Source organism: Pseudomonas fildesensis (genome assembly GCF_001050345.1).
Taxonomy (GTDB): domain Bacteria; phylum Pseudomonadota; class Gammaproteobacteria; order Pseudomonadales; family Pseudomonadaceae; genus Aquipseudomonas; species Aquipseudomonas fildesensis.
This window is the reverse complement of the sequence record NZ_LFMW01000002.1, coordinates 262,453-287,835: the sequence shown is the minus strand read 5'-3', so window position 1 is coordinate 287,835 and position 25,383 is coordinate 262,453. Positions and strand designations below refer to the sequence as shown.

Here is a 25,383-nt window from a genome sequence, read left to right as displayed (position 1 = left end):
CTATCAAACACCTCAGTCACTTGGCTGGCTACTGTCAGAATTAACAGGTAGCGACGGGCGGTACTGCCTGCCAAGCCTTACAACCCCTCCAACTCAGCCATCAAGTCACTCAGCCGATCCACCTTCTGCGCACTGATCTCATTGGCCGCCAACCCCTCGATGTACCCGCCCAACTCAGCCACCGTGCTGCACTCGAACATCGCCCGCAGCGGCACATCCCGCTGCAAGGTCTTCTGTACCCGCGAGGCAATCTGCGTGGCCAGCAACGAGTGGCCGCCCAGCTCGAAGAAGTTGTCCTGTACCCCTACCCGCTCGACTTTAAGCACTTCGGCCCAGATCGCCGCCAAGGTGGTTTCCAGCTCGTTGCGTGGCGCCAGGTAGTCCTGGCTGTGCAACTGGCCAATCTCCAAAGCCGGCAAGGCCTTGCGGTCGAGTTTGCCGTTGGCGTTGAGCGGCAGGCGCTCGAGCCACAGCCAATGCAACGGCACCATGTATTCCGGCAGTTCGGCGCGCAGGCGCAGCTTAATGCGGTCCAGGCGTTCGCCCGGATCAAGCGCGGCATCGGCGGCGACGAGGTAACCCACCAGGTGCTTGCCATTGACGCCTTCCTGCACGCCGACGGCCGCGTCACGCACTTCCGGTTGTTCATGCAGGCGCGCTTCGATTTCACCCAGTTCGATGCGGTAGCCGCGAATCTTTACCTGATGGTCGATACGCCCGACGTATTCCAGCACGCCGTCGCTGCGGCGACGGGCCAGGTCGCCGGTGCGGTACAGCCGCTCGCCTGACGCTCCGAACGGGTTCGGCACAAACACTTGAGCCGTGCGCAACGGATCGCTGACGTAACCGCGACCGACGCCGGTACCGGCCACACACAACTCGCCCACCGCACCTTGCGGCACCAACTCCAGCGCGCCATCCAGCAGGTACAAACGGTTGTTGTCGGTCGGCGTGCCAATGGGCAGGTAAGTGCCGCGGGTCGAGGCCAGATCGACACGGAAGAACGCCACATCGTCCGAGCATTCCGCCGGGCCATAGGCGTTCACCAGGCCAATCTCTGGGTAGCGCAGCAACCATTGGTGCGCCAGTTCCGGCGGCATGGCCTCGCCTGTCGGCAACATCCAGCGCAAGCCGTCGAGGCCGATACGGTCCTGGGCCAGCATGCCCTGAATCAGCGACGGCACGCTTTCCAGCACGGTAATGCCTTGGGCCTGGACATGCTCCAGCAAGCCCTGTGGATCATGGGCGAGGGTGTTCGGCACGATATCTACCCGTGCGCCGAACAGCGGCGCGGCGAGGAATTGCCACACGGAAATATCGAAGCTTTGCGAAGCGGTTTGCGCGATCACATCCGCCGCGCTGAGGTCCAGGTACGGCACCTTGCTCAACTGGTTATTGAGCATGCCACGCTGTTCGACCATCACGCCTTTGGGCAAGCCGGTGGAGCCGGAGGTGTAGATCACGTAGGCGAGGTTGTCCGGGCCACTGTAGATGCCAGGGTTCTCGTCCGACGGCAACAGCGCATCCCACACCAGCAGCTTCGGCCGGGCGCCGCAGGCAAACTCCTCCAGCAACACCAACGCCTGTTCACGGCACGCCTCGCTGCACACCAGCAACGGCGTGCGGCTCAGGTCGATGATGCGGCTCAGGCGCTGGCTCGGCAGGCCGGGGTCCAGCGGCAGGTAACCGGCACCGGCCTTGAAGCTGCCGATGATCATGCCCAGCAAATCAAGATTACGTTCAGCCAGCAACGCCACCGGTTGGTCCGGGCCGACACCCGCTGCAATCAGCGCATGACCCAAACCGTTACTGCGGCGGTTCAGCTCGGCATAGCTCCACTGCTGATCGAGACAACTGGCAGCGATGCGTTGCGGATGCTGCGTCACCTGCGCTTCGAACAGCTCGATGTAGCTGTTCTCCAGCGGGTAGTCGTGCTCGCTCTGATTGCAGCCCTCTACGAGGAAATCACGCTCCTGCTCGCCAATCAGCGGCAGGTCGGCCATGTCGCCATGGAAGCCTTGCACCAGTGCCAGCAACAGGCGCTTGAACTCGCCGAGCATGCCTTGCACGGTGGTTTCGTCGAAGTAGCGCTGGTCGTAGGACAGGTGCAGGCCGAGGTCATCGCCCGGATAACACACGGCGGTCAGCGGGAAGTTGGTGTGGGTGCGGCCGGAGTCCGAAGTGGCATTCAGGCTTTGCGCGCGGTCCAGTACGGAGACCTCCACCGGGGCGTTTTCGAACACGAACAGGCTGTCGAACAGCGGCTGGCCCTTGGGCAGTTCGCTGTGTTCCTGGATCGTCACCAGCGGCAGGTACTCGTACTCACGCAGCTGCATATTGCTGTCGAGCAAACCGCTCAACCACTGGCGCACGCTGCACCGTTGATCGTCCTCGGGCAGTTTCACCCGCAGCGCGATGCTGTTGATAAACAGGCCGACGGTGCGTTGCATCTCGGGCATGTCCACCGGGCGCCCGGCCACGGTGACGCCAAACAGCACGTCACGCTCCCCGCTCAAGCGCCGCAGCACCAAGGCCCATGCGGCCTGGGCGAAGGTGTTGACGGTGAGTTGATGGGCCTGGGCCAGTTCACGCAATTGCGCGCCATCGCGGGCATCGAGGCGGGTGTAGCAATCGCCCACCACCATGCCACCGCTGTGCCCCGCATGTTCGCGCAGGAACGGCCGGTCACTCGGGATCGGTGTCGTGCGCTCGAAACCCTGCAAGTTCTGCTGCCACCACTGGCGCGCCTCATTCAGGTTCTGGCGTTGCAGCCAGGCGATGTAATCGCGGTAGCGCGGCGGCGCGGCCAACTGCGCTTCGCGGCCTTCGCCGAGGGCCATGTAGATGTCGAAAAAGTCATTCATCAACAGCGAGCGGCACCAGGCATCGATAAGGATGTGGTGGTTGCTCATCATGAACCAGTAGCGCGCTTCACCGACGCGGATCAGGCGCAGGTGGAACGGCGCCTGGTTGAGCAAATCGAAACCGGCTTCGCGCTCGCTTTTGAGCAAAGCTTGCAGGCGCGTTTCCTGCTCGCTTTCCGGGTCGCTGCTCCAGTCCAGGTAATCAATCGGCGTGCTGCCCGGTTTGTGGATCACTTGCAGCATGTCTTCGCCAACGTTCCAGCAGAACGACGCGCGCAAGGCCTCATGCCGCGCTATCACCGCTTGCCAGGCCTGGGCGAAACGCTCGGGGTCCAACGCGCTGTTGATGCGGTAGCGGTCCTGCATGTAATAGAGGCCAGTGCCAGGTTCGAGCAGGGTGTGCAGCAACAGGCCTTCCTGCATCGGCGTCAGCGGATAGACGTCTTCGATGGCCTGGGCCGGTACTGGCAAGCTGTCGAGTTGCGCCTGGCTCAGGTGCGCCAGTGGGAAGTCGGACGGCGTGAGGCCGCCGACATCGTCCTTGAGGCAGTGCGCAATCAGGCTTTGCAGTTCGGCGAGGTAAGCCTCGGCCAACTCGCGGATGGTCTGTTGATCGTGGCGTTCGCGGCTGAAGGTCCAGCGCAGCACCAGTTCGCCGCCGTATACCTGGCTGTCGACGCTGAGTTCGTTGGGCAGCGGCGCATCCGGGTCATGGGCAAGACCGGCGGGTTCGTCCAGCGGGTGGAACAGCGCCTCGGCGCCAAAGCTTTGGTCGAATTGGCCGAGGTAGTTGAAGGTGATGTCGGCACTCGGCAGTGCCGCCAGGGTCTGCTGGCACAGCTCGTCTGCGAGGTAGCGCAGCACGCCATAACCGAGGCCCTTATGCGGCACGCCGCGCAATTGTTCCTTGATCGCCTTGATCGAATCGCCCTGCCCTTCCAGCGGGGTCAGTCGCAACGGATAAGCGCTGGTGAACCAACCGACGCTGCGGGTCAGGTCGATCTCATCGAACAGGGGTTCGCGGCCATGGCCTTCCAGTTGGATCAGCGCCGAGGCATGCCCGCTCCAGCGGCACAGCACGCGTGCCAGGGCGGTCAGCAGCAAGTCGTTGACCTGGGTGCGGTAGGCACTTGGCGCCTGCTGCAACAGCTGGCGGGTGTGGTCGCTGCCCAGGCGCACGCTGACCGTCTCGGCATCGCGATTGCGCAGCGCACCTTGGGGGCGCGTCACCGGCAATGTCACGGCCGGGCCGGCCAACTGGTGCTGCCAAACGGTCAACTCTTCGCGCAGGGATTCACTGTGGGCATACGCCTGTAAACGCGCGGCCCAGTCACGCAGGGCGCTGGTCTTGGCCGGCAGGCTGACGGACTGGCCGTCGCTCAGTTGGCGATAGACGTTCTGCAAATCCTCAAGCAACACGCGCCACGACACGCCATCCACCACCAGGTGATGAATCGCGATCAGCAGGCGCTGCTGGCCTTGCGGGCCGTCCACCAACAAGGCGCGCAGCAGCGGGCCGTGTTCCAGGTCGAGGCTGCGCTGGGTCTCGGTGAACAGCGCCGAGCACTGCGCCATATCTCGCACGCGCGCCTGCATCAGCACGCCGCCTTCCGGCACGGCCAAGTGTTCGGCGTGCCAGTGGGCATCGCGCCGGGTGAAGCTCAGGCGCAGGGCGTCGTGGTGCTCGAGCACCGCCAGCAGCGCTTGCTCCAGGCGATGAGGCTCGAGCAGTTGCAGCGGTTTAAGCAGCAACGCCTGGTTCCAGTGCTGACGCTGTGGAATGTCGGTATCGAAGAACCAGTGCTGGATCGGCGTGAGGCCCGAGTTGCCGATGAGCAGGCCTTGCTCCGCCGTGACCTGCTCGGTACGCGTGGCAACGGCGGCCAGGGTTTGCACGGTCTGGTGCTGGAACAGGTCACGCGGGCTGAAATGAATCCCCGCCTGCCGCGCACGACTGACCACCTGGATCGACAGGATGGAGTCGCCGCCCAGCTCAAAAAAGTTATCGTCGAGGCCGACCTGTTGCACGTTCAACACCGCGCACCAGATCGCTGCGAGCGTTTGCTCAAGCTCATTGCGTGGCGCCACGTACTGTTGGCGATTCGCCTCGGGATCGGGTTGCGGCAACGCGCGGCGGTCGAGCTTGCCGTTGGCAGTCAGCGGCATGCTGTCCAGTACGATCAAGTGCGCGGGCACCATGTAGTCGGGCAGTTGCGCCTTGAGGTGAGCCTTCAGCGCTTCGCGCAACTCAGCGTGGTCAGCGTCGCTGGCCAGGTAGGCCACCAACTGCTTTCCACTCGGCGAATCCAGCGCGAGCACCACCGCTTCACGCACGGCCTCGTGCTCCAGCAGGCGGCTTTCGATCTCGCCCAACTCGATGCGGAAACCGCGAATCTTCACTTGATGATCGATGCGCCCCAGGTACTCCACCAGGCCATCGGCGCGTTGGCGCACGAGATCGCCAGTGCGGTACAGACGACCTCCGTTGACAGCGAACGGATCTGCGACAAAACGCTCTGCCGTCATCCCCGGACGCTGGTGATAACCCTGCGCCAGACCGGCCCCGCCGACATACAACTCACCCGTCGCGCCTTGCGGCACCAGGGCCAGGTCGGCGTCGAAAATATAGGCCACACGGTCGCCGATAATGCTGCCGATCGGCACGCTGGCGGCGCCCTCCTCCAGCTGTTCCGGCGCCAGGCTGGCCAGCGGCATTACCACGGTTTCGGTCGGGCCATAGGCGTTGAAAAACACCTGTGGCTGGAACGCCGCGCGGATGCGCTGCAGGTGTTCGCCGGTCAGGGCTTCACCGCCGGTGATGCACATGCGCACCGGCAGGGTCTGGTGCTGGGTCGCCAGCCATTGCGCCAACTGGCTGCCGTAGCTCGGGGTAAAGCCGAGGATATTGATGCGATGGGTGCGAATCAGCGCGCAGATTTCTTGCGCATCCCACTGCCCTTGGGCGCGCAACACCACCTGCGCACCGCTGAGCAACGGCACCAGCAACCGCTCGGTGGCGGCGTCGAAGTTGATCGAATAAAAATGCAGCTCGCAGTCATCCGGGCGCATGCCGAACCGCTGAATCACCGCCTGGCAATGCATGGCGATTTCACCGTGGCACACCACCACGCCTTTCGGTTTGCCGGTGGAGCCTGATGTGTAGATCAGGTAGGCCTGATGCTGCGGCAGGCTGATAAACGGCAGCTCGCCCGCCGGGTAGTTGGCGAGCACCGGCAGGTCATCTTCCAGGCACCAGCACGCCACCGTCGCCGGCAATTCGCCAAGGGCTTCGAACATCGCCGCATCACTGAGCAACAGGCCGATGCCGCTGTCTTCGATCATGTAATGCAGGCGGTCCAGCGGGTATTCCGGGTCCAGCGGCACATAGGCGCCACCGGCCTTGAGGACTGCCAGCAGGCCGATGACCATTTCCAGCGAACGTGGCAATGCCAGGCCGACGCGCACCTGCGGGCCGACGCCACGCTCGCGCAGCATCCAGGCCAGGCGGTTGGCGCGAGCGTCGAGTTCTCGGTAGGAGAGTGTTTCACCGGCAAACGTCAGGGCCGGCGCGTCAGGGCGCGCGCTGGCCTGCTGGCTAAACAGCGGATGAATGCACTGGTCGAGGCGATGCTCGCCGGCTTCCACGCCCAGGCTGTCCTGCAACGCGCGCTGCTCGATGGCCGTGAGCAACGGCAGTTCGCTGAGGCGTTGTTGCGGGTTGGCGATCAACGCTTCAAGCAGGTTGCGCCAATGCTCGGCCATGCGCGCAATGCGCGGTTCATCGAACAGGTCGGTGCTGTAAGTCAGGCAGCAGCCCAGGCGATGGTCGAGGTCGGTGACTTCCAGGTTGAGGTCGAACTTGGTCGCGCGCGCGTCGTTGGCCAGGTACTCGACGGTCATGCCGGCCAGTTGGCGGCTCTGCTGGAACTCCCAGCGCTGCACGTTGCACATCACCTGGAACAGCGGGTTGTACGCCGCGCTGCGCGGGGGTTGCAGCGCTTCCACCAGATGGTCGAAGGGCAGGTCCTGGTGGGACTGGCCTTCAATCACGGTGTGGCGCACCTGCTCGAACAGTTCAGCGACATTCATCTGCCCGCTGAGCTGGCAACGCAGCACCTGGGTGTTAAGGAACGCGCCAATCAGCCCTTCGCTTTCCGGACGAATACGGTTGGCCACGGGGGCGCCGATGCGCAAGTCAGTCTGGCCGCTGTAGCGGTAGAGCAACACGGCCAGGGTGGCGGTCATGGTCATGAACAGGGTGAGGCCGCGTTCGGCATTGAAGGCACGCACGCGGGCGGCCAGGTCGTCGCTCAAGTCGAAGCGATACAGCTCGCCCTGGTGGCTTTGCACCGGTGGCCGTGGACGGTCGCCGGGCAGCTCCAGCAGCGGGTGCTCGTTGCCCAGTTGCGCGGTCCAGTAATCCAGCTGGCGCTGGCGCTCGCCGGATTCCAGCCACTGGCGTTGCCACAGGCTGTAGTCGAGGTACTGCACCGGCAACGGCGCCAGCGGCGATTCACGCTCGTCGATAAAGGCTTCGTACAGCGCGCTGAGTTCACGGGCAAAGATGTCCATGGCCCAGCCTTCGGTGACGATATGGTGCAGAGTCAGCACCAGGTAGTGTTCCTGCTCGCCGGCCTTGACCAGGCACGCACGCAACAGCGGCCCGGTTTCCAGGTTGAACGGCGTGTGGGCCTCGACATCGGCCAGTTGCTGCACCCGTTGCTGGCGCTCGGCGTCGTTTAACGCCGAGAAATCCTGCCAGTCCATGCGCAGGCCCGTCTGCGACGAGACCTTCTGACAGGCCACGCCGTCGACGCTCGGGAAGGTGGTGCGCAGGGTTTCGTGACGCATGATCAAGGCCTGCAACGCCGCCTCGAAACGCCCCACATCCAGTACGCCACGCAAACGCGCCATGCCGCCGACGTTGTATGCCGGGCTGTCCGGCTCCATCTGCCAAAGGAACCACATGCGCTGCTGGGAATAGGACAACGGCACCGGCTGGCGACGGTCGACCTTGGCAATAGCGGTCTGTTGGTTGCGTTGGCCCGCGGCCTGAATCAGGGCGACCTGCTCGGCAAAAGCGCCCAGCTCGCAGGCTTCGAACAAAGTGCGCAACGGCAGCTCGACGTCACACGCCTGGCGGGTGCGGGAGACGATTTGTGTGGCCAGCAACGAATGGCCGCCAAGGGCGAAAAAATCATCGCGCAGGCCGATACGCGGCAGGCCCAGCACTTCACGCCAGATCGCTGCGATTTGCTGTTGCAAAGGTGATTCGGGGTCGACGTGTTCACGGGTTTGCCAGACCGGCTCCGGCAGCGCACGACGGTCGAGTTTGCCGCTGGGGCTCAGGGGCATGGCGTCGAGGCGCATCAATTGCGCGGGCACCATGTACTCCGGCAACTCGGCGGCCAGGGCGGCTTTCACCGCCTCTGCCTCCAGTGCGGTGTGGGCGGTGTAGTAACCAATCAGCTGCGCGTCACGCACCAGCACCACCGCCTGGGCGATACCGTCCAGGGCCAGCAGGCGCGCTTCGATTTCTTCCGGCTCCACACGGAAGCCGCGCAGTTTGACCTGCTGATCAAGGCGGCCGAGGTATTCGAGTACGCCATCAGCGCCCCAGCGCGCGCGGTCACCGGTGCGATACAGGCGTGAGCCCGCCTCGCCCAACGGGTCGGCGACAAAGCGTTCAGCCGTCAGCCCGGCACGGCCAAGGTAACCGCGCGCCAGGCCGATGCCACTGATGCACAGTTCACCCGGCACACCGGCCGGCAGCGGGTTGAGCTGATCGTCCAGTACGCGGCAGATCACATTGCCCAGCGGCCGGCCAATCGGCGAACGCTCGCCATCCTCGGCCGTGCAGTGCCAGTGGGTGACGTTGATCGCGGTTTCGGTCGGGCCATAACGGTTGTGCAGTTGCACCGCCGGCAACTGCGCCAGCACACGGTTACGCAACTCGGCCGGCAAGGCTTCGCCGCCGGAGAACAGGCGACGCAGGCTGGTGCATTCGGCCACCAACGGTTCGTCGATAAACAACTGCAGCAGCGGCGGCACAAAGTGCAGCGTGGTCACGCCGTGCGCCTGTACCAACTGCGCGATGCGGTGCGGGTCGCGATGCTCGCCGGGGCCGGCCAGTACCAGGCGGCAGCCGGTGATCAGCGGCCAGAAGCATTCCCACACCGACACGTCGAAACTGATCGGCGCTTTTTGCATCAGCACGTCGCTGTCGTTCAACTGATACGTGGCCTGCATCCACTGCAACCGCTCGGCCAGCGCCGCATGCGTGTTGCCCACGCCTTTGGGCTGGCCGGTGGAACCGGAGGTGTAGATCACGTAGGCAAGGTTGTCGCCATTCAGGTGCAGGCCCGGTGGCTGGGTCGGCCAGCTGTCGAGGTGCAGGCTGTCCATGGCGATGACGCACACGCCTTCAGCCGCCGGAAATTGCTCGAGCAAGGCGGTCTGGGTCAGCAGCAGGTGTACGCCGCTGTCCTTGAGCATGTAGGCCAGGCGGTCGGCGGGGTAATCCGGGTCGAGCGGCACATAGGCGCCACCGGCCTTGATGATCGCCAGCAGGCCGATCAACAGTTGCGGTGAACGCTCGGCGGCGATGGCCACGCACACGTCGGGGCCGACGCCTTTGTCGCGCAGGTAATGAGCCAGGCGGTTGGCCTGGGTGTGCAGTTGGGCGAAGGTCAGGCTGCCGTCCTGCCAGACCAAAGCGGTGTCGTCCGAGGTCTGTTGGCTGAGCAGTTCGGGCAACCATTGCTGGGCAGGCGCGCACGGTGCTTCGCTCCACGGCTGCTGTTCGTCGACCTGCATCAACGTCAGGTCGCCGAGGGCTTGCCGGGGTTGTTCGCAGACAGCTTGCAGCAGGTTGATGAAGTGCTCGGCCAGACGCTGGATAGTCGCGCTTTCGAACAACTCATCGGCGTAGTCGAAGGCCAGGCTCAGGCGCCCGTTGCGGTCTTCTTCGGTGTGCAGTTGCAGGTCAAACTTGGCCTCGCGGCTGTGCCACGGCAGCTCGTCGGCGAGCATGCCCGGCAGGCGGCGCAAAGCGCTGAGATCACGTTGCTGGTGGTTGAACATCACCTGGAACAGGCCCTGCTCGCGGGCTTGCGGGAAGGCTTCCAGCAGTTGCTCGAACGGCAGGTCCTGATGAGCCTGGGCGCCCAATGCAGTCTGGCGTGTTGCGGCCAACAGTTCGTTGAACGGCAAGCGTCCGTCCAGTTCGGCACGCAGCACCAGGGTGTTGATAAAGAAGCCGATCAGGCCTTGGGTTTCCTGGCGCGGGCGGTTGGCGTTGGGCACGCCGATGCGGATATCGCGCTGGCCGCTGTAGCGGTAAAGCAAGGTCTGGAACGCTGCCAGCAACAGCATGAATGGCGTGGACTCATGGGCCTGGGCGGTCTGGCGAATCGCTTCGCTGAGGCTCACACCCAGACGCACGCTGTGGCGCGAGGCGCTGTTGCGGTGTTGCGCCGCACGCGGGTGATCGGTGGCCAGGCTCAGGGTCGGATGCTCGTCCCCCAACTGCGCCTTCCAGTACGCCAGTTGCCGTTGGCCTTCACCTTCGGCCAGCCATTGGCGCTGCCAGCTGCCGTAATCGGCGTATTGCAGGGCCAGTGGCGGCAGCGCCAGGGTTTGGCCCCGGGAAGCGGCGGCGTACAGGCGCGAGAATTCGTCGATGAGAATAGTCAGCGACCAGCCGTCGGCGATGATGTGGTGCAGCGTCACCAGCAGTTGGTGCTCTTCATCGTCCAGGCGCACGAGGGTCACCCACAGCAGCGGGCCTTTTTCGAGGTCGAACTGGGTGCGTGCTTCATCTTCGCGGATCTGTTGCGCGCGGGCTTCGCGCTCGGCGTGAGGCAGGTCGCTGAGGTCGATGACTTGCAGGTGGAAATCGGTGCCTGCATCCACGCGCTGGAACGCCTGGCCGTCGCGTTCGTAGAAGCGCGTACGCAAGGCTTCGTGACGCTGGATCAATTGCTGGAAGCTTAAGCGCACCGCGTCTTCATCCAGCTCACCGCGCAGGCGCAGGGAGCCGGGAATCGTGTAGGCGCTGCTCTGCGGGTCCAACTGCCAGGTGATCCACAGGCGGTTCTGTGCCAGGGATTGCGGCAGCTCGTCCTGACGCGACAGGGCATGAATCGCGCCTTGGGCGATGCCGCCGTCCTGCTGCAATTGTGCCACGTTGGCGGCGAACGTCGACAGCGTCGGCGCCTCGAACAGCATGCGCAGGTTCAGCTCCAGGCCCAGGGTTTCGCGCAGGCGCGCAACCACTTGGGTGGCGGTGATGGAGTTGCCGCCGAGCAGGAAGAAATGGTCATCCGCAGCGACCGTTGCGACTTCGAGCTGCTCGCACCAGATCGCGGCGATCTGGTTTTGCAGGTCGGTTTCCAACACCGCATCGCTCGCCTGCGCTTGCAGGTCGGGGAACTGCGCATAGCAGTCGAGGCTGCCATCGGCGTGCCGAAGGGCGCACGCCGCTCGCTGCACCTTACCGCTGGAGGTCTTCGGCAACGCGCCGGGGCTGAGCAACACGACCACGCTCGGCGCTTCTTGATAGGCCTCGGCAACGGCCTGGCGGATGGCTTTGATCAACGCTTCGGGCGGTAAGATCTTTTGCACGCTGCGGCTGATTTCCGCTGCGATGCCGATGCCTTCCAGGCCTTGGTCATTCACGGCAAACGCCGCGACGCGACCCTTGCGCACCACTTCCACTTCGCGCTCGATCGTCTGCTCGATGTCCTGGGGATACAGGTTGTGGCCGCGCACGATCAGCAGGTCTTTCAGGCGGCCGGTGATGTACACCTCGCCCTCGCGGATAAAGCCCAGGTCGCCGGTGCGCAGCCAGGTACGGCCGGCGTGTTGCACGAAGGTCTTGGCGGAAGCTTGGGGGTTGCGCCAGTAGCCGTGGGCGATGCTCGGGCCGGTGGCCCAGAGTTCGCCGACGCTGTTGTCGGCCAGTTGGATCAAGGTATGGGGATCGGCAATCAGCACATCGTGGTCCGGCTGGCGGGTGCCGCAACTCATGATCGCGCCGCCCTGCCCCGGTTCGGCACGGTTGGCGGCCAGGGCTTTTTCGTCGACACGCAGCGCCGGGATGCCCTGCCCACGAGTGCCGCCAGCAACAAACAAGGTGGCTTCGGCCAGGCCGTAGGAGGCGAAGAAATTATTCGGGGTGAAACCGCAGGTGGCGAATTTTTCGGCGAAGCGTTCCAGGGTGTCGAGGCGGATCGGTTCGGAGCCGGAATAGGCCACGCGCCATTGGCTCAAGTCGAGGCGCTCCAGGGCAGATTCACTGACCCGTTCGCTGCACAGGCGGTACGCGAAATCCGGGCCGCCGCTGATGGTGCCGCCGTATTCGCTGATCGCTTCCAGCCAGCGCAACGGCCGGCCGAGGAAGTACGCCGGCGACATCAACACGCACGGCACGCCGCTGAAGATCGGTTGTAGCAGGCCACCGATCAGGCCCATGTCGTGGTACAGCGGCAGCCAGCTGACGATCACATCGTCGGGGTTCAGGTCGATGCCGAAGCCGCGCCGGATCAGCACTTCGTTGGCCACCAGGTTGCCGTGGCTGACTTGCACGCCTTTGGGCAGCGCGGTGGAGCCGGAGGTGTATTGCAGGAAGGCGATGTCGTCGGCTTGCAGGTCGGGGGCGATCCAGGTCGAGGCGATCTCGGCAGTGAGGGTATCGACGCTCAATACCGGCGGTGCGTTTTCGATCTGCGCCAGGCCGTCGCCGAGGCTGGCGATGGTCAGCAGCAGGCGCGGCTCGGCATCGGCGATGATCGACAGCAGGCGCTCCTGGTGATGACGACGCGTCGACTCCGGCGGGTAGGCCGGTACCGCGATGACCCCGGCGTACAGGCACCCGAAGAACGCCGCGACATAGTCCGGGCCGCTGGGGAACAACAGCACCGCACGGTCGCCCAGGTCGGCGTTGGCCTGCAAGGCGGCAGCGATGGTGCGGGCGCGCAGGTCCAGGTCACGGTAGCTGAGCACCACGCCGTGCTCGGCAGATTCGGCAAGGAAGCGCAGGGCCACCTGGTCCGGGGTCTGCGTGGCGCGGCGCTGAAGGGACTGGACCAGGGTGCGGGGAAGTTCGAAGGCGTCCATATGGGGTTCCTGCCTGAAATCGGCTTACGGGGAAATCGGGGAATAGAGGGCTTTTTAGCCGGCGACGAGTTGCCGCGCCGTGCCATTGCGCCAGCGCGCGAAGTGTTCGTCGGCGTAGCGCCGCAGGCAGCGCAGCACGGCGCTTTCGTGCTGCACGAGGAAGAAGTGGTGGCCGTCAAACAGGTCGAGGGAGAAGCCGCTGGCGGCATCGATCTGCCAGTCGAGCAACTGGTCGGCACGCACGCTGTCTTGTTTGCCGCCGAACACATGGATCGGCATGCCCAGCGGCTCGCGTGCGCCGTAGGTGAAACTGCCGCACAGCAGGAAATCGGCGCGCAGGATCGGCAGCATCAACTGCATCAACTCGGGGTTGGTCAGCGCGTCTTCGGTGGTGCCCTGCAGATCGCGCAGGCGGGCGATCAGCTGTTCGTCGGTTTTTTCGATGGCGTATTCACTGACGTCGCGGCGCGCTGGCCCGGCGGTGCCGGAAGCGAATAACGCCAGCGGCGCAGGTACATTGCGCGCTTTCAAAGCGTGCGCCAATTCGAACGCCAGCAGCCCGCCGAGGCTGTGACCGAACAAGGCATAAGGGCCGTTCAGGTCGCGACTGATTTCTTCGGCCAACTGCGCCGCCAGGCCCTTGATATCGCGCTGCAAAGGCTCATCCATGCGCCTGCCACGCCCCGGCAATTCCAGCGGACACACCTGCAACCACTCCGGCAGGGCCCGGCGCCAACGTGCGTAGACCATGGCACTGGCCCCCGAATGGGGCAGGCAAAACAGGCGCAGCCGAGTCGTCATGCTCATCGCTCGAGGACGCCAAACTGAAACACGCTGTATGCACGATAGAAACCCATTTCGCCCTCCTGCGGGTGCTGATCCATGGCCGTTTTTAACGTACCTGTCACCCATGAGAACGGACGGAGCGGGCAAATAATTAGTCGCCCGGGACAAGCGAGACGTGGTTCACACCTTACAAGAAGGCATAAGATTACTTCGTCTTCTCATTTGACAATCATTATCATTAAGCATAATTTGTTGCCCGATGTGTAGGAGGCCTCAGCAAGGACGCCCTCCCCAAACCTCTTTAGCGACAAGGTGATTTCCATGACGGAACAAGTATCCACAGGCAGGTGCGACTCACCGCTTCTCCAGGCATTCGTCGACAATCGGCTGATTCTGGTGAAGATCGCGGCGCGCATTACCGGGTGCCGCTCCCGTGCCGAAGACGTAGTGCAGGACGCCTACTTTCGGCTGCAATCGGCGCCGACGATTACGTCATCGTTCAAGGCCCAACTGAGTTATCTGTTCCAGATCGTGCGCAACCTGGCGATCGATCACTACCGTAAGCAGGCCCTGGAGCTCAAATACTCCGGGACGGAAGAGGAAGGCTTGAATGTGGTTATTCACGGCGCTTCACCGGAAACCTCCCACATCAATTTCAACACCCTGGAAAACATCGCCGACGCCCTGACAGAGCTGCCGCAGCGCACCCGTTATGCGTTCGAGATGTATCGCCTGCACGGCGTGCCGCAAAAGGACATCGCCAAGGAATTGGGCGTCTCGCCGACGCTGGTGAACTTCATGATTCGCGACGCGCTGGTGCATTGTCGCAAGGTCTCGGGTAACCACAGCGACACGTTTGCGCGCCGGGTCTGAAAACAGCGCAAGTCCAATGTGGGGGGCTTGCCCCCTCCCACATTGAGATCTCTGTTTTGACGTTAGAGCGCCGGCATTACATCAATGCGATACGGCTCGAAAATCTTCAGCATCTCGCCGTTATCCCGCAAACGCTTGAGCAACTCGGCAAATGCCGACCCGGTGATCGGTGCCTTGGGCCGCAGCAAGGCGTAATGGTGATACACCTGGTCAATGCGTTCCGAGACCATCAACTCCCCCGCCATCTCGGCATTGCGCACCATGAAGTCACTCAAGTACGAGCGGGTTACCAGCGCGATATCCGCACGCCCGCGCGCGACCATCAGCAAGTTGCTGTCATGGGAGTAAGTCAACGTGGCGTTGAAGCGCTCAGCCAAGTACTTGGGGTCGGGATTGAAGTCGGCGAAGGCGTAGTGGTAACCGCTGAACACCGCCAGGCGTTTGCCGGTAAGGTCGGCGAAATAGCTTTGGTCGCGACCGTGCTTACGCTGGGCGACGAAAATTTCCGCGTCTTCCAGGCCCATGTCGACGGTGGTGTGGGCAATTTCCTGCCAACCCCAGTCGGGGTTTTCGAAGATGGCCATGTCGATCCGGCCCTGCTCGAAATCGCGAAAGCGCCGAGGAATGGAGGTGGGGACCAGCACAAACTGATAGTCGGTTTGCGAGGCGTTCAGGGCTTCGACCAATTGCGGCAGCAAACCGGTGTCGGCGCCCTGCTCGGGCCGCACGGTGTAGGGCGGAAAATGCGCGGCGCCGATGCGCACCAATTGCGCAGCCGAAGCCGGCATCCACCCTGCGGTGCCCAGTGCCCATAAAGTAAGTCCTGCAGCCAGCCGCCATGGCGAAAACATTGAGGCACGCACCGTTGAATACTCTGATGGCGATAAGCTAGGCGTTTTTGTCTGGCGAGACAACTTTCCACCGGAAAATTAATAGCTTGCGCCTCAATCGGCCTTCAAAACCATCAATAGAGCTTCTTCGGCCAGTTGTTCGAGGGTCAGGCTGCCCTGCGCGCGAAACCACGTAGTGGTCCACGACAGGGCCCCGGTCAGAAAGCGCCGGGTGATAAACACATCGCCCCTGATATACCCCGCGGCCTTGGCCTCGCCCAGCACCTGCAGCCAGATTTCTTCATACACATCACGCAGGGCCAGCACCTGGGCCTGGCCGTCGGCCGACAGCGAGCGCCATTCGTACACCAGCACCGCCATGGCCTCGCCGCTGCCGCCCATGATCGACTGCAATTCACAGCGAATCAGCGCCAGCACGCGCTCGCGCACGTTGCTCGCCTCCTCCAGCGAAGCGCGCATCATCGCGGTGTTGTAGTGGATGGTTTCTTCCATCACCGCGCGCAGGATCTCGTCCTTGCTCTTGAAGTGATGAAAGATGCTGCCGGACTGGATGCCCACGGCACTCGCCAAGTCACGCACCGTGGTGCGCTCAAAACCCTTGTTGCGAAACAGGTGAGCCGCAGTTTGCAGCAACTTGCCCCGGGCACTGTCGGGGTCGGTCAATTGGCCGGCGTCGACCATGGTGCGCATCACCCGCAGGGCATTGTGCTCATCCATGCTGCTCTCCTTCACTTCTACGGACGTCTTGGCCGGCAATTTAGGCTGTGGCCGCCACCCAAGCAAGCGCTTGGCTAAAACTTGTATCCGCAGTTTACAAACCAAGCGCTTGCTTGGTAGTCTCGTTGCCAGCCATTCGAGGAAGGATTTCTCATGAGCAAGACGGTTCGTATCGGCTGCGCCAGTGCCTTCTGGGGCGACACCTGCACCGCCGCCGCCCAGTTGGTGCACGGCGGCGCGCTGGATTTCCTGGTGTTCGACTACCTGGCGGAAGTCACTATGTCGATCCTCGCCGGTGCGCGAATGAAAGACCCCCACGCCGGCTACGCCACGGATTTCGTCGAGGTGCTCATACCGCTGCTCGCCGATATCCAGCGCCAGGGCATTCGCGTGATCAGCAACGCCGGCGGCATCAACCCCCAGGCCTGCGCCACCGCCCTGCAAGCTGCCTGCGACAAGGCGAAAATCCCCCTGAAAATCGCCGTGCTGCTGGGCGATGACCTGCAATCCCAACTCAAAAAAATGCACGGCATTACCGACATGTTCAACGGTGCGCAACTGCCGCCGATGTGCGTGTCCGCCAACGCTTACCTCGGCGCGCCGGGCATTGCGGCAGCGCTGGAACTGGGCGCCGATATCGTCATCACAGGTCGGGTGGTCGACAGCGCAGTGGTCAGCGCGGCACTGGTGCATGAATTCAACTGGTCGTGGCAGGACTACGATCACCTCGCCCAAGCCGCACTGGCCGGGCACATTATCGAATGCGGCGCACAGTGCACCGGCGGCAACTTCACCGATTGGCGCGACGTGCCGGACTACGAGCACATCGGCTTCCCCATCGTCGAAGTCAGCGCCGACGGCCAGTTCACCGTGAACAAAGTCGACGGCAGCGGCGGGCTGATCAGCGAACTCAGCGTGGCCGAACAACTGCTGTATGAGATCGGCGACCCGCGCGCCTATTTGCTGCCCGACGTGATCTGCGATTTCAGCCAGGTGAAGTTGCAGCAGCAGGGCAAACACAGCGTGCGCCTGCACGGCGCCAAAGGCTTGCCGCCCACCGATCAGTACAAGGTCAGCGCCACTTACCCGGACGGCTTCCGTTGCACGGCCAGTTGCCTGATCGCCGGGATCGACGCCGTGGCCAAGGCCGAGCGGGTCAGCCAGGCGATCATCAACAAGACCTCCGAACTATTCAGCCAACACGGCTGGGCACCCTACACCGAGGTGAATATCGAGCTGCTCGGCAGCGAAGCCACCTACGGCGCTCACGCCCAGCGCAGGGACTGCCGCGAAGTGGTGGTGAAGTTGGCGGTGCGCCACCCGAACAAACAGGCGCTGGTGCTGTTCGCCCGCGAGATTGCCCAGGCGGCCACCGGCATGGCACCGGGGCTGACTGGAATCGTCGGCGGGCGGCCGACGGTGTATCCGCTGATTCGGCTGTTTTCGTTCCTGATCGACAAATCTTGCTGTGCACCGGTCATCGATTTCCAGGGCGAGCAACACGCCATTGAGCTACCCGCCTCGGCCCCGATGCTCACTCCGGCCGCCCCCATCGAGCCACCCAAACCCCAAGGCCGCGCCGATGCCAGCGTGCCTTTGGTGAAACTGGCCGTGGCGCGCTCCGGTGACAAGGGCAACCACAGCAATATCGGGGTGATCGCCCGCCACCCCGAGTACCTGCCGTGGATCGCCGAAGCGCTGACCCCGGAAGTGATCGTCGACTGGATGGGCCACTTACTCGACCCTATCCACGGCCGTGTCGAACGCTGGTATTTACCCGGCAGCCACAGCCTGAATTTCCTGCTGGAAAACGCTCTGGGTGGCGGCGGTATCGCCAGCCTGCGCATCGACCCCCAGGGCAAGGCCTTCGCCCAGCAACTGCTGGAAATCCCCATTGCCGTACCGCAACACATCGCAGATCAACTCATCTGAAGGAGCGTTGCCGTGGCTTTCGACTCGATTTTCAAAGCCGACCTGTTCCAGGGCCACACCGTGATTATCACCGGCGGCGGCAGCGGTATTGGCCGCTGCACCGCCCATGAATTGGCGGCCCTCGGCGCCCACGTCATCCTGGTGGGGCGCAAGCCGGAAAAGCTGCAGGCGGTCGCGGCGGAAATCGCGGAAGACGGCGGCAACGCCGATTGGCAGGCCTGCGATATCCGCGATGAAGAGGCGGTGAAAGCGCTGGTCACCCAGATTATTAACGAGCACGGCCCGATCCACGGCCTGGTCAACAATGCAGGCGGCCAGTACCCGTCACCGCTGGCCTCGATCAATCAAAAGGGCTTTGAAACCGTGCTGCGCACCAACCTGGTCGGCGGTTTCCTGATGGCGCGGGAAGTGTTCAATCAGTCGATGAGCAAGCCTTCTTTGGGAACATCAGGCGGCGCCATCGTCAACATGCTTGCCGACATGTGGGGCGGCATGCCCGGCATGGGCCACTCGGGCGCCGCGCGGTCGGGCATGGACAACTTCACCAAGACTGCCGCAGTCGAGTGGGGCTACGCCGGGGTGCGGGTCAACGCCGTGGCGCCTGGCTGGATTGCCTCCAGCGGCATGGACACCTACGAAGGCGCATTCAAGGCGGTGATCCCCACACTGCGCGAACACGTGCCGCTCAAGCGAATCGGCACCGAATCGGAAGTCAGCGCGGCCATCGTGTTCCTGCTCAGTCCCGCCGCTGCCTTCATCAGCGGCAGCACCCTGCGCATCGACGGTGCCGCCAGCCTGGGCAGCCGCGCCTGGCCGCTGCACAAGGCGCAACCTGCGAGCAAACCGTTCAACGGCTTCCACCGCGCATACCTGCCCGATGTGCTCAAGGCGGAGCAATAACCCATGCCGCTGATTGAAAGCCTGATCGACTCCCACAGCCCGGCCTTCGCGCAAAACCGCGAAGCAATGCTGGCGGCGATTCAACACCTGCGCCAGCTGGAGCAGAACCTGCTGACCAAGGCCCAGGACGCCAAACCAAAATTCGACAAACGCGGGCAACTGCTGCCGCGCGAGCGCCTCAACTTGTTGCTCGACCCTGGCGCGCCGTTCCTCGAACTGGCCAGCCTGGCCGGCTACAAACTGCACGATGACAAGGACGGCAGCGCCGCCGGCGGCGGGTTGATCGCCGGCATCGGCTACGTCAGCGGCGTACGCATGCTGGTCGTGGCGAACAACAGCGCGATCAAGGGCGGGACGATTTCTCCCTCTGGCCTGAAAAAATCCCTGCGCCTGCAACAGATCGCCCTGGAGAACAAACTGCCGGTGGTGACCCTCGCCGAGAGCGGCGGCGCCAACCTCAATTACGCCGCCGAGATTTTCGTCGAAGGCGCGCGCAGTTTTGCCAACCAGGCGCGCATGTCGGCCATGGGCTTGCCGCAGATCACCGTGGTGCACGGCTCGGCCACGGCGGGCGGCGCGTATCAGCCGGGGCTGTCGGACTACGTGGTGGTGGTGCGCGGCAAGGCCAAGCTGTTCCTCGCCGGCCCGCCGCTGCTCAAGGCCGCCACCGGTGAAGTCGCCACCGATGAAGAACTGGGCGGCGCCGAGATGCACGCGCAGGTCGCCGGCACCGCCGAGTACCTGGCGGAAAACGACGCCGATGGCGTGCGCATCGTGCGCGAGATTGTCAGCTTGCTGCCGTGGGACGATCGCCTACCGCTCGCAGTAAAACGTACCTATGCCGAGCCGCTGTACCCCATCGACGAGCTGCTGGGGCTGATCCCTTCTGACCCGAAAAAGCCCTACGACGTACGCGAAATCCTCGCGCGGCTGGCAGACGCTTCCAACTTCCTCGAATTCAAGGGCGAGTTCGACCCGCACACCGTTTGCGGCCACCTGCACATCCAGGGCCGGGCGGTCGGCGTGATCGGCAATAACGGCCCGATCACGCCAAAGGGTGCGAGCAAGGCCGCGCAGTTTATCCAGCTGTGCGACCAGAGCCGCACGCCGCTGCTGTTCCTGCACAACACCACGGGTTTTATGGTCGGCACCGAGTCAGAGCAGCAAGGGGTGATCAAGCACGGCGCGAAGTTGATTCAGGCGGTGGCCAATGCGCGGGTGCCTAAACTGACCGTGGTGGTCGGCGGCTCATACGGCGCCGGCAACTATGCGATGTGCGGGCGTGGCCTCGACCCGCGCTTTATCTTCGCCTGGCCCAACAGCCGCACGGCAGTGATGGGCGGTGCGCAGGCGGGCAAGGTGCTGCGGATCGTCACCGAGGCCAAACAGTTGAAAGACGGCCTGGTGCCCGACCCCAAAATGCTGGACATGCTGGAACAGGTCACCGCGCAGAAGCTCGACAGCCAGTCCACTGCGCTGTATGGCAGCGCCAGTTTGTGGGACGACGGGCTGATAGATCCTCGGGACACCCGAACGCTGTTGGGGTTCTTGCTGGATATCTGTCATGAGGCTGAAGTGCGGCAATTACAGCCCAACACCTTCGGCGTGGCGCGTTTCTAACTGATCGCTCCCACGCTCTGCGTGGGAATGCCGCCCGGGACGCTCGGCGTCCCCAATGGGAGCACAATAAAAAATGATCTTTACCCAGGAACATCAGGAACTGCGCCGCACCGTCCGCGCCTTCGTCGACCGCGAGATCAACCCGTACGTAGACGAGTGGGAAAAGGCCGGCCGCTTCCCCATCCACGACATTTTCCGCAAGGCCGGCGACCTTGGCCTGCTGGGCATTTCCAAACCGGAAAAATTTGGCGGCATGGGCCTGGACTACAGCTACTCGATCGTCGCCGCCGAAGAATTCGGCACCATCCGCTGCGGTGGCATCCCCATGTCCATCGGCGTGCAGACTGACATGTGCACCCCCGCCCTCGCCCGCTTCGGCTCTGATGAACTGCGCGATGAATTCCTGCGCCCGGCCATCAGCGGCGAGCAAGTCGGCTGCATCGGCGTCTCGGAAACCGGTGCCGGTTCCGACGTAGCCGGGCTGAAAACCCAAGCGCGCAAGGACGGCGACGACTACGTGATCAACGGCAGCAAAATGTGGATCACCAACTCGCCCAGCGCCGACTTTATCTGCCTGCTGGCCAACACGTCGGATGACAAGCCGCACATCAACAAGTCGCTGATCATGGTGCCGATGAACACCCCCGGCATCAGCGTCAGCCCGCCCCTGGAAAAACTCGGCATGCACAGCTCGGAGACCGCCCAGGTGTTTTTCGACGGCGTGCGCGTGCCGCAGCGCAACCGCATCGGCCACGAAGGCGCGGGCTTCATGATGCAGATGCTGCAGTTCCAGGAGGAGCGCCTGTTTGGCGCGGCCAATATGATCAAGGGCCTGGAGTACTGCATCGACAGCACCATCGAATACTGCAAGGAGCGCCAAACCTTCGGCAAGGCGCTGATCGACAACCAGGTGATCCACTTTCGCCTGGCCGAACTGGCGACCGAAATCGAATGCCTGCGCGCGTTGGTCTACCAGGCCACGGAGCAATACATCAAAGGCCAGGACGTGACGCGCCTGGCCTCCATGGCCAAGCTCAAGGCCGGGCGCCTGGGCCGCGAAGTCAGCGACAGTTGCCTGCAATATTGGGGTGGCATGGGCTTCATGTGGGACAACCCGGTGGCCCGCGCCTATCGCGATGTACGCCTGGTCTCGATTGGCGGCGGTGCCGACGAAATCATGCTGGGCATCATCTGCAAACTGATGGGCACCCTGCCCGGGAAAAAGTCATGAACACCCTGCTGCTCGAACCGCATAACGGTGTGCTGCACATCACCCTCAATCGCCCCGACAGCCGCAACGCCATGAGCCTGGAGATGGTCAGCGAATTACGCACAGTGCTCGCGCAGTTGGACACGCAGGTGCGCGCCGTGGTGATCAGCGGCGCAGGTGGGCATTTTTGTGCCGGGGCGGATGTGAAGGACATGGTCAAGGCCGGCGGCAAGGACGGGTTGCAGGCGTTGAACCGGGCGTTCGGCACGTTGCTGCAAGCCGTAGAAGCGCTGCCGCAGGTGGTAATCGTGGTGCTGCAAGGCGCGGTGCTGGGCGGTGGGTTCGGGCTGGCGTGTGTGAGTGATGTTGCCATTGCCGATCACCAAGCGCAGTTCGGTTTGCCAGAGACCAGCCTGGGATTGTTGCCGGCGCAGATTGCGCCATTTGTGGTGAAGCGTATTGGCCTGACCCAGGCACGTCGGCTGGCGCTGACGGCAGCGCGGTTTGATGGAGTTGAGGCTGGGCGGCTGGGGGTGGTGCATTTTGTGGAGACCGATTCGCAGGCACTGGCGGAGCGGTTGGATGAGGTGTTGGGCCAGGTGTTGCGCTGTGCGCCGGGGGCGAATGGGCGGACCAAGGCTCTGTTGTTGGCCAGCGTGGATGAGCCGCTGGAGGTTGTACTGGATCGTGGGGCTGCGTGGTTTGCCGAGGCGGTAACTGGGGTCGAGGGGATTGAGGGGACTCAGGCTTTTGTGCAGAAGCGTAAGCCTCGGTGGGCTCGATGAACCGGACTGGTCGTTCCCAGCCCCCGACGCCGATTTCGCCGCCTGTCTTAAGCTCTGCGCAAGGTGACGCAGAGCGTCACGGGATGCATTCCCACGCAGAGCGTGGGAACGATCACAAGGGAACGATCACAACGATCAGAACAAACACCCGATCAGCCAAGGGATAACTCAATGCCGCCGTTCACCAAAATCCTGATCGCCAACCGCGGCGAAATCGCCTGCCGCATCCAGCGCACCGCCCAGGCATTGGGCTACCGAACCGTGGCGGTCTACAGCGACGCCGACGCCAACGCCCTGCACGTCCAAATGTCCGACGAAGCAGTACATATCGGCCCGGCGCCCGTCCAACAGTCCTACCTGAACATCCCGGCCATCCTCGACGCGGCGCAAAAAACCGGCGCAGATGCGATCCACCCCGGCTACGGCTTCCTCTCCGAAAACCCCGACTTCGCTCGCGCCTGCCAACACGCCGGTCTCACCTTCATCGGCCCCAGCCCCGACGCGATCGAACTGATGGGCAGCAAACGCCTCTCCAAACTCGCCATGCTCGACGCCGGCGTCCCCTGCATCGCCGGGTACCAGGGAGCCCAACAAGACGACACCACCCTACAAGCCGAAGCCCAACGCATCGGCTACCCCCTGATGATCAAGGCCAGCGCCGGCGGTGGCGGCCGTGGCATGCGCCTGGTCCACACGCCGGAACACCTGTTGGATAACCTCCAGACCGCACGCTCAGAAGCGAAGAACGCCTTCGGCAGCGACGAACTGATCCTGGAACAAGCCCTGATCGACCCGCGCCACGTCGAAATCCAGCTGTTCGGCGACAGCCACGGCCACCTCATCTACCTCGGCGAGCGCGACTGCTCGATCCAGCGCCGCCATCAAAAAATCATTGAAGAAGCGCCCTGCCCGGTCATGACCCCAGCGCTGCGCCAAGCCATGGGGGACGCCGCGCTCAAGGCCGGACGTGCGGTGAATTACGTCGGCGCCGGCACCGTGGAGTTCCTGCTCGACCGCGACGGCCAGTTCTACTTCCTGGAAATGAACACGCGCCTGCAAGTCGAACACCCGGTCACCGAACTGATTACCGGCCTCGACCTGGTTCACTTGCAACTGCAGGTCGCCGCCGGCCAGCCCCTGCCATTGACGCAAGCCGACGTGACCCTCAGCGGCCACGCCATGGAAGTGCGCCTGTACGCCGAAGACCCGGCCCAGGGCTTTCTGCCGCAAACCGGCGATGTACTGCGCTGGGAGCCGGCGGCCGGCGTACGAATCGACCACGGCGTGTGCGAAGGTCAGAAAATCAGCCCGTTCTATGACCCGATGCTCGGCAAGATCATCGCCCACGGCGCCACCCGCGAAGAAGCACGACGCAAACTGCTGCGCGCGGTGCAAGACACAATACTGCTCGGCGTTGCGACCAATCAGCGCCTGCTCGCCGACCTGCTCACGCATCCCGACTTTATCGAAGGCGATTTCAGCACCGGCTTCATCGCCGAACACTTCAATAAGATTCCACGCGCGACGGCCACTGCCGAACACCTCGCCCTGGCTGCCGCACTGTTTTTTCAACACAGCGCCCATGCACATCGGCAGGACTTGTCCGGATGGCGCAACAACGCCAGCGTTCCCTGGACCTACCGCCTGGGCGTTGACGATGAGCACCACGATGTCGCGGTCAGCGCTCTGCCAGACAACAGCCTGCAGGCCAACGGGCTCGACATCAGCCACCTCACCACCGACGGCCGCTGGGCCACCCTGGTGATCAACGGCATCCGCCGTCGCATCGCCTACCACCTGGAGGGCGACCGCGCCTGGCTTGACGGCCTGACGGTGGTCAACCGCACCCAGCAAGTCGCCAGCCGCCAGGCCGACGCCAGCAGCGGTACGGTCAAGGCGCCGATGGATGGCGCCATTGTCGACGTGCGGGTCAGCGCCGGCGAACGCGTGAGCAAAGGCCAACTGCTGCTGGTGCTGGAAGCGATGAAAATGGAGCATCCGCTGAAGGCCGGCATCGACGGCGTGATCAAGGGTGTGCAGGTGGTGGCGGGCGATCAGGTGCGCAATCGCCAGGTGTTACTGGAGATTGAATAGCCCCTGTTCGGAACTACGCGGCCCGGCTACGCTCTATCCCCATCAGGACGGGAAGACTACGGGAACCTGCGCGATGCCTCATTGGCTGATTATTGACCTTGAAGCCACAACGGATGAAGGCGGCTGGCCCGTGTCGGAGATGGAAGTCATCGAGATCGGCGCGAGCCTGGTCAACCGCCAGGGCCGCGAGCTGGATCATTTCCAGCGCTTTGTGCGGCCGTTGCGGCGGCCGCTGCTGACGCCGTTCTGCCGCAAGCTGACGCACATCACCCAGGCGAATATTGACGGCGCGGCGCCTTTTACCGAGGTGTGGCCGCTGTTTGAGCGTTGGCTCGGCCAGCATCAGGCGCGCCTCGAAGGCTGGGCCAGTTGGGGTGACTACGATCGCCACCAGCTAGAGCTGGAGTGGCAGCGCCATGGGCTGGCGAGCGCGTTGGCGCAGACGACCCATGTGAACCTCAAGCAACGCTTCGCCAAGGCCCGGCGCCTGGACAAGCCCCTGGGGCTCAATGGCGCCCTGCAATTGGCGGGCATGCAGTTCCATGGCCAGCAACATCGGGCGCTGGAAGATGCACGCAACACCGCCCGCCTGCTGCCGCTGATTCTGCCGGTCTAGGCAGCTTCCAAAGGCT

General features: G+C 63.6%; 12 protein-coding genes. 8 read left to right on the top strand and 4 right to left on the bottom strand.

All coding sequences use genetic code 11. From position 1 onward, the window contains the following. Positions 1 to 77: 77 nt before the first annotated feature. A complete protein-coding gene (locus ACR52_RS04555; protein WP_048720970.1) occupies positions 78 to 12,983 on the bottom strand; it encodes a non-ribosomal peptide synthetase in 12,906 nt (4,301 codons plus the stop codon). A 54-nt stretch (positions 12,984 to 13,037) separates the two neighbouring features. Then, a complete protein-coding gene (locus tag ACR52_RS04550) occupies positions 13,038 to 13,790 on the bottom strand; it encodes a thioesterase II family protein (RefSeq protein WP_048720967.1) in 753 nt (250 codons plus the stop codon). 300 nt (positions 13,791 to 14,090) lie between these two features. Here ACR52_RS04550 and ACR52_RS04545 point away from each other — a divergent pair, with 300 nt between their 5' ends. Beyond that, positions 14,091 to 14,642, top strand: a complete 552-nt coding sequence (locus ACR52_RS04545) for an RNA polymerase factor sigma-70 (protein ID WP_027603895.1) — start codon at positions 14,091 to 14,093, stop codon at positions 14,640 to 14,642. Positions 14,643 to 14,704: 62 nt separating this feature from the next. Here the strand turns inward: ACR52_RS04545 and ACR52_RS04540 are convergent, their stop codons facing one another. Both ACR52_RS04540 and ACR52_RS04535 read right to left on the bottom strand, forming a co-directional pair. Continuing rightward, on the bottom strand, positions 14,705 to 15,493 hold the full coding sequence (locus ACR52_RS04540; protein WP_048720964.1) for a substrate-binding periplasmic protein: 789 nt from the start codon (positions 15,491 to 15,493) through the stop codon (positions 14,705 to 14,707). Between the two features lie 93 nt (positions 15,494 to 15,586). Then, complete coding sequence (locus ACR52_RS04535) at positions 15,587 to 16,210, bottom strand: TetR/AcrR family transcriptional regulator (protein WP_048720962.1); 624 nt, start codon at positions 16,208 to 16,210, stop codon at positions 15,587 to 15,589. Positions 16,211 to 16,363: 153 nt separating this feature from the next. On the opposite strand from ACR52_RS04535, the gene ACR52_RS04530 reads away from it, so the two are divergent. From ACR52_RS04530 to ACR52_RS04500, 7 genes are all read left to right on the top strand, one after another. Continuing rightward, entirely contained in the window at positions 16,364 to 18,142 is a 1,779-nt protein-coding gene (locus tag ACR52_RS04530) for an acyclic terpene utilization AtuA family protein (protein ID WP_048720960.1), read from the top strand. Positions 18,143 to 18,154: 12 nt separating this feature from the next. Continuing rightward, on the top strand, positions 18,155 to 19,042 hold the full coding sequence (locus ACR52_RS04525; RefSeq protein ID WP_048720954.1) for an SDR family oxidoreductase: 888 nt from the start codon (positions 18,155 to 18,157) through the stop codon (positions 19,040 to 19,042). Positions 19,043 to 19,045: 3 nt separating this feature from the next. Further along, on the top strand, positions 19,046 to 20,662 hold the full coding sequence (atuC, locus tag ACR52_RS04520) for a geranyl-CoA carboxylase subunit beta (RefSeq protein WP_048720952.1): 1,617 nt from the start codon (positions 19,046 to 19,048) through the stop codon (positions 20,660 to 20,662). A 73-nt stretch (positions 20,663 to 20,735) separates the two neighbouring features. Continuing rightward, entirely contained in the window at positions 20,736 to 21,893 is a 1,158-nt protein-coding gene (atuD, locus tag ACR52_RS04515) for a citronellyl-CoA dehydrogenase (protein WP_048720950.1), read from the top strand. After that, positions 21,890 to 22,657, top strand: a complete 768-nt coding sequence (locus tag ACR52_RS04510) for an enoyl-CoA hydratase/isomerase family protein (protein WP_048720948.1) — start codon at positions 21,890 to 21,892, stop codon at positions 22,655 to 22,657. The genes atuD and ACR52_RS04510 overlap by 4 nt, the downstream gene beginning before the upstream one ends. A 171-nt stretch (positions 22,658 to 22,828) precedes the next feature. After that, entirely contained in the window at positions 22,829 to 24,751 is a 1,923-nt protein-coding gene (locus tag ACR52_RS04505; protein ID WP_048720946.1) for an acetyl/propionyl/methylcrotonyl-CoA carboxylase subunit alpha, read from the top strand. Positions 24,752 to 24,824: 73 nt separating this feature from the next. After that, positions 24,825 to 25,367 carry an exonuclease domain-containing protein gene (locus tag ACR52_RS04500; RefSeq protein ID WP_048720944.1) on the top strand — a complete coding sequence of 181 codons (543 nt, stop codon included), beginning with the start codon at positions 24,825 to 24,827 and terminating at the stop codon, positions 25,365 to 25,367. Positions 25,368 to 25,383: the final 16 nt, after the last annotated feature.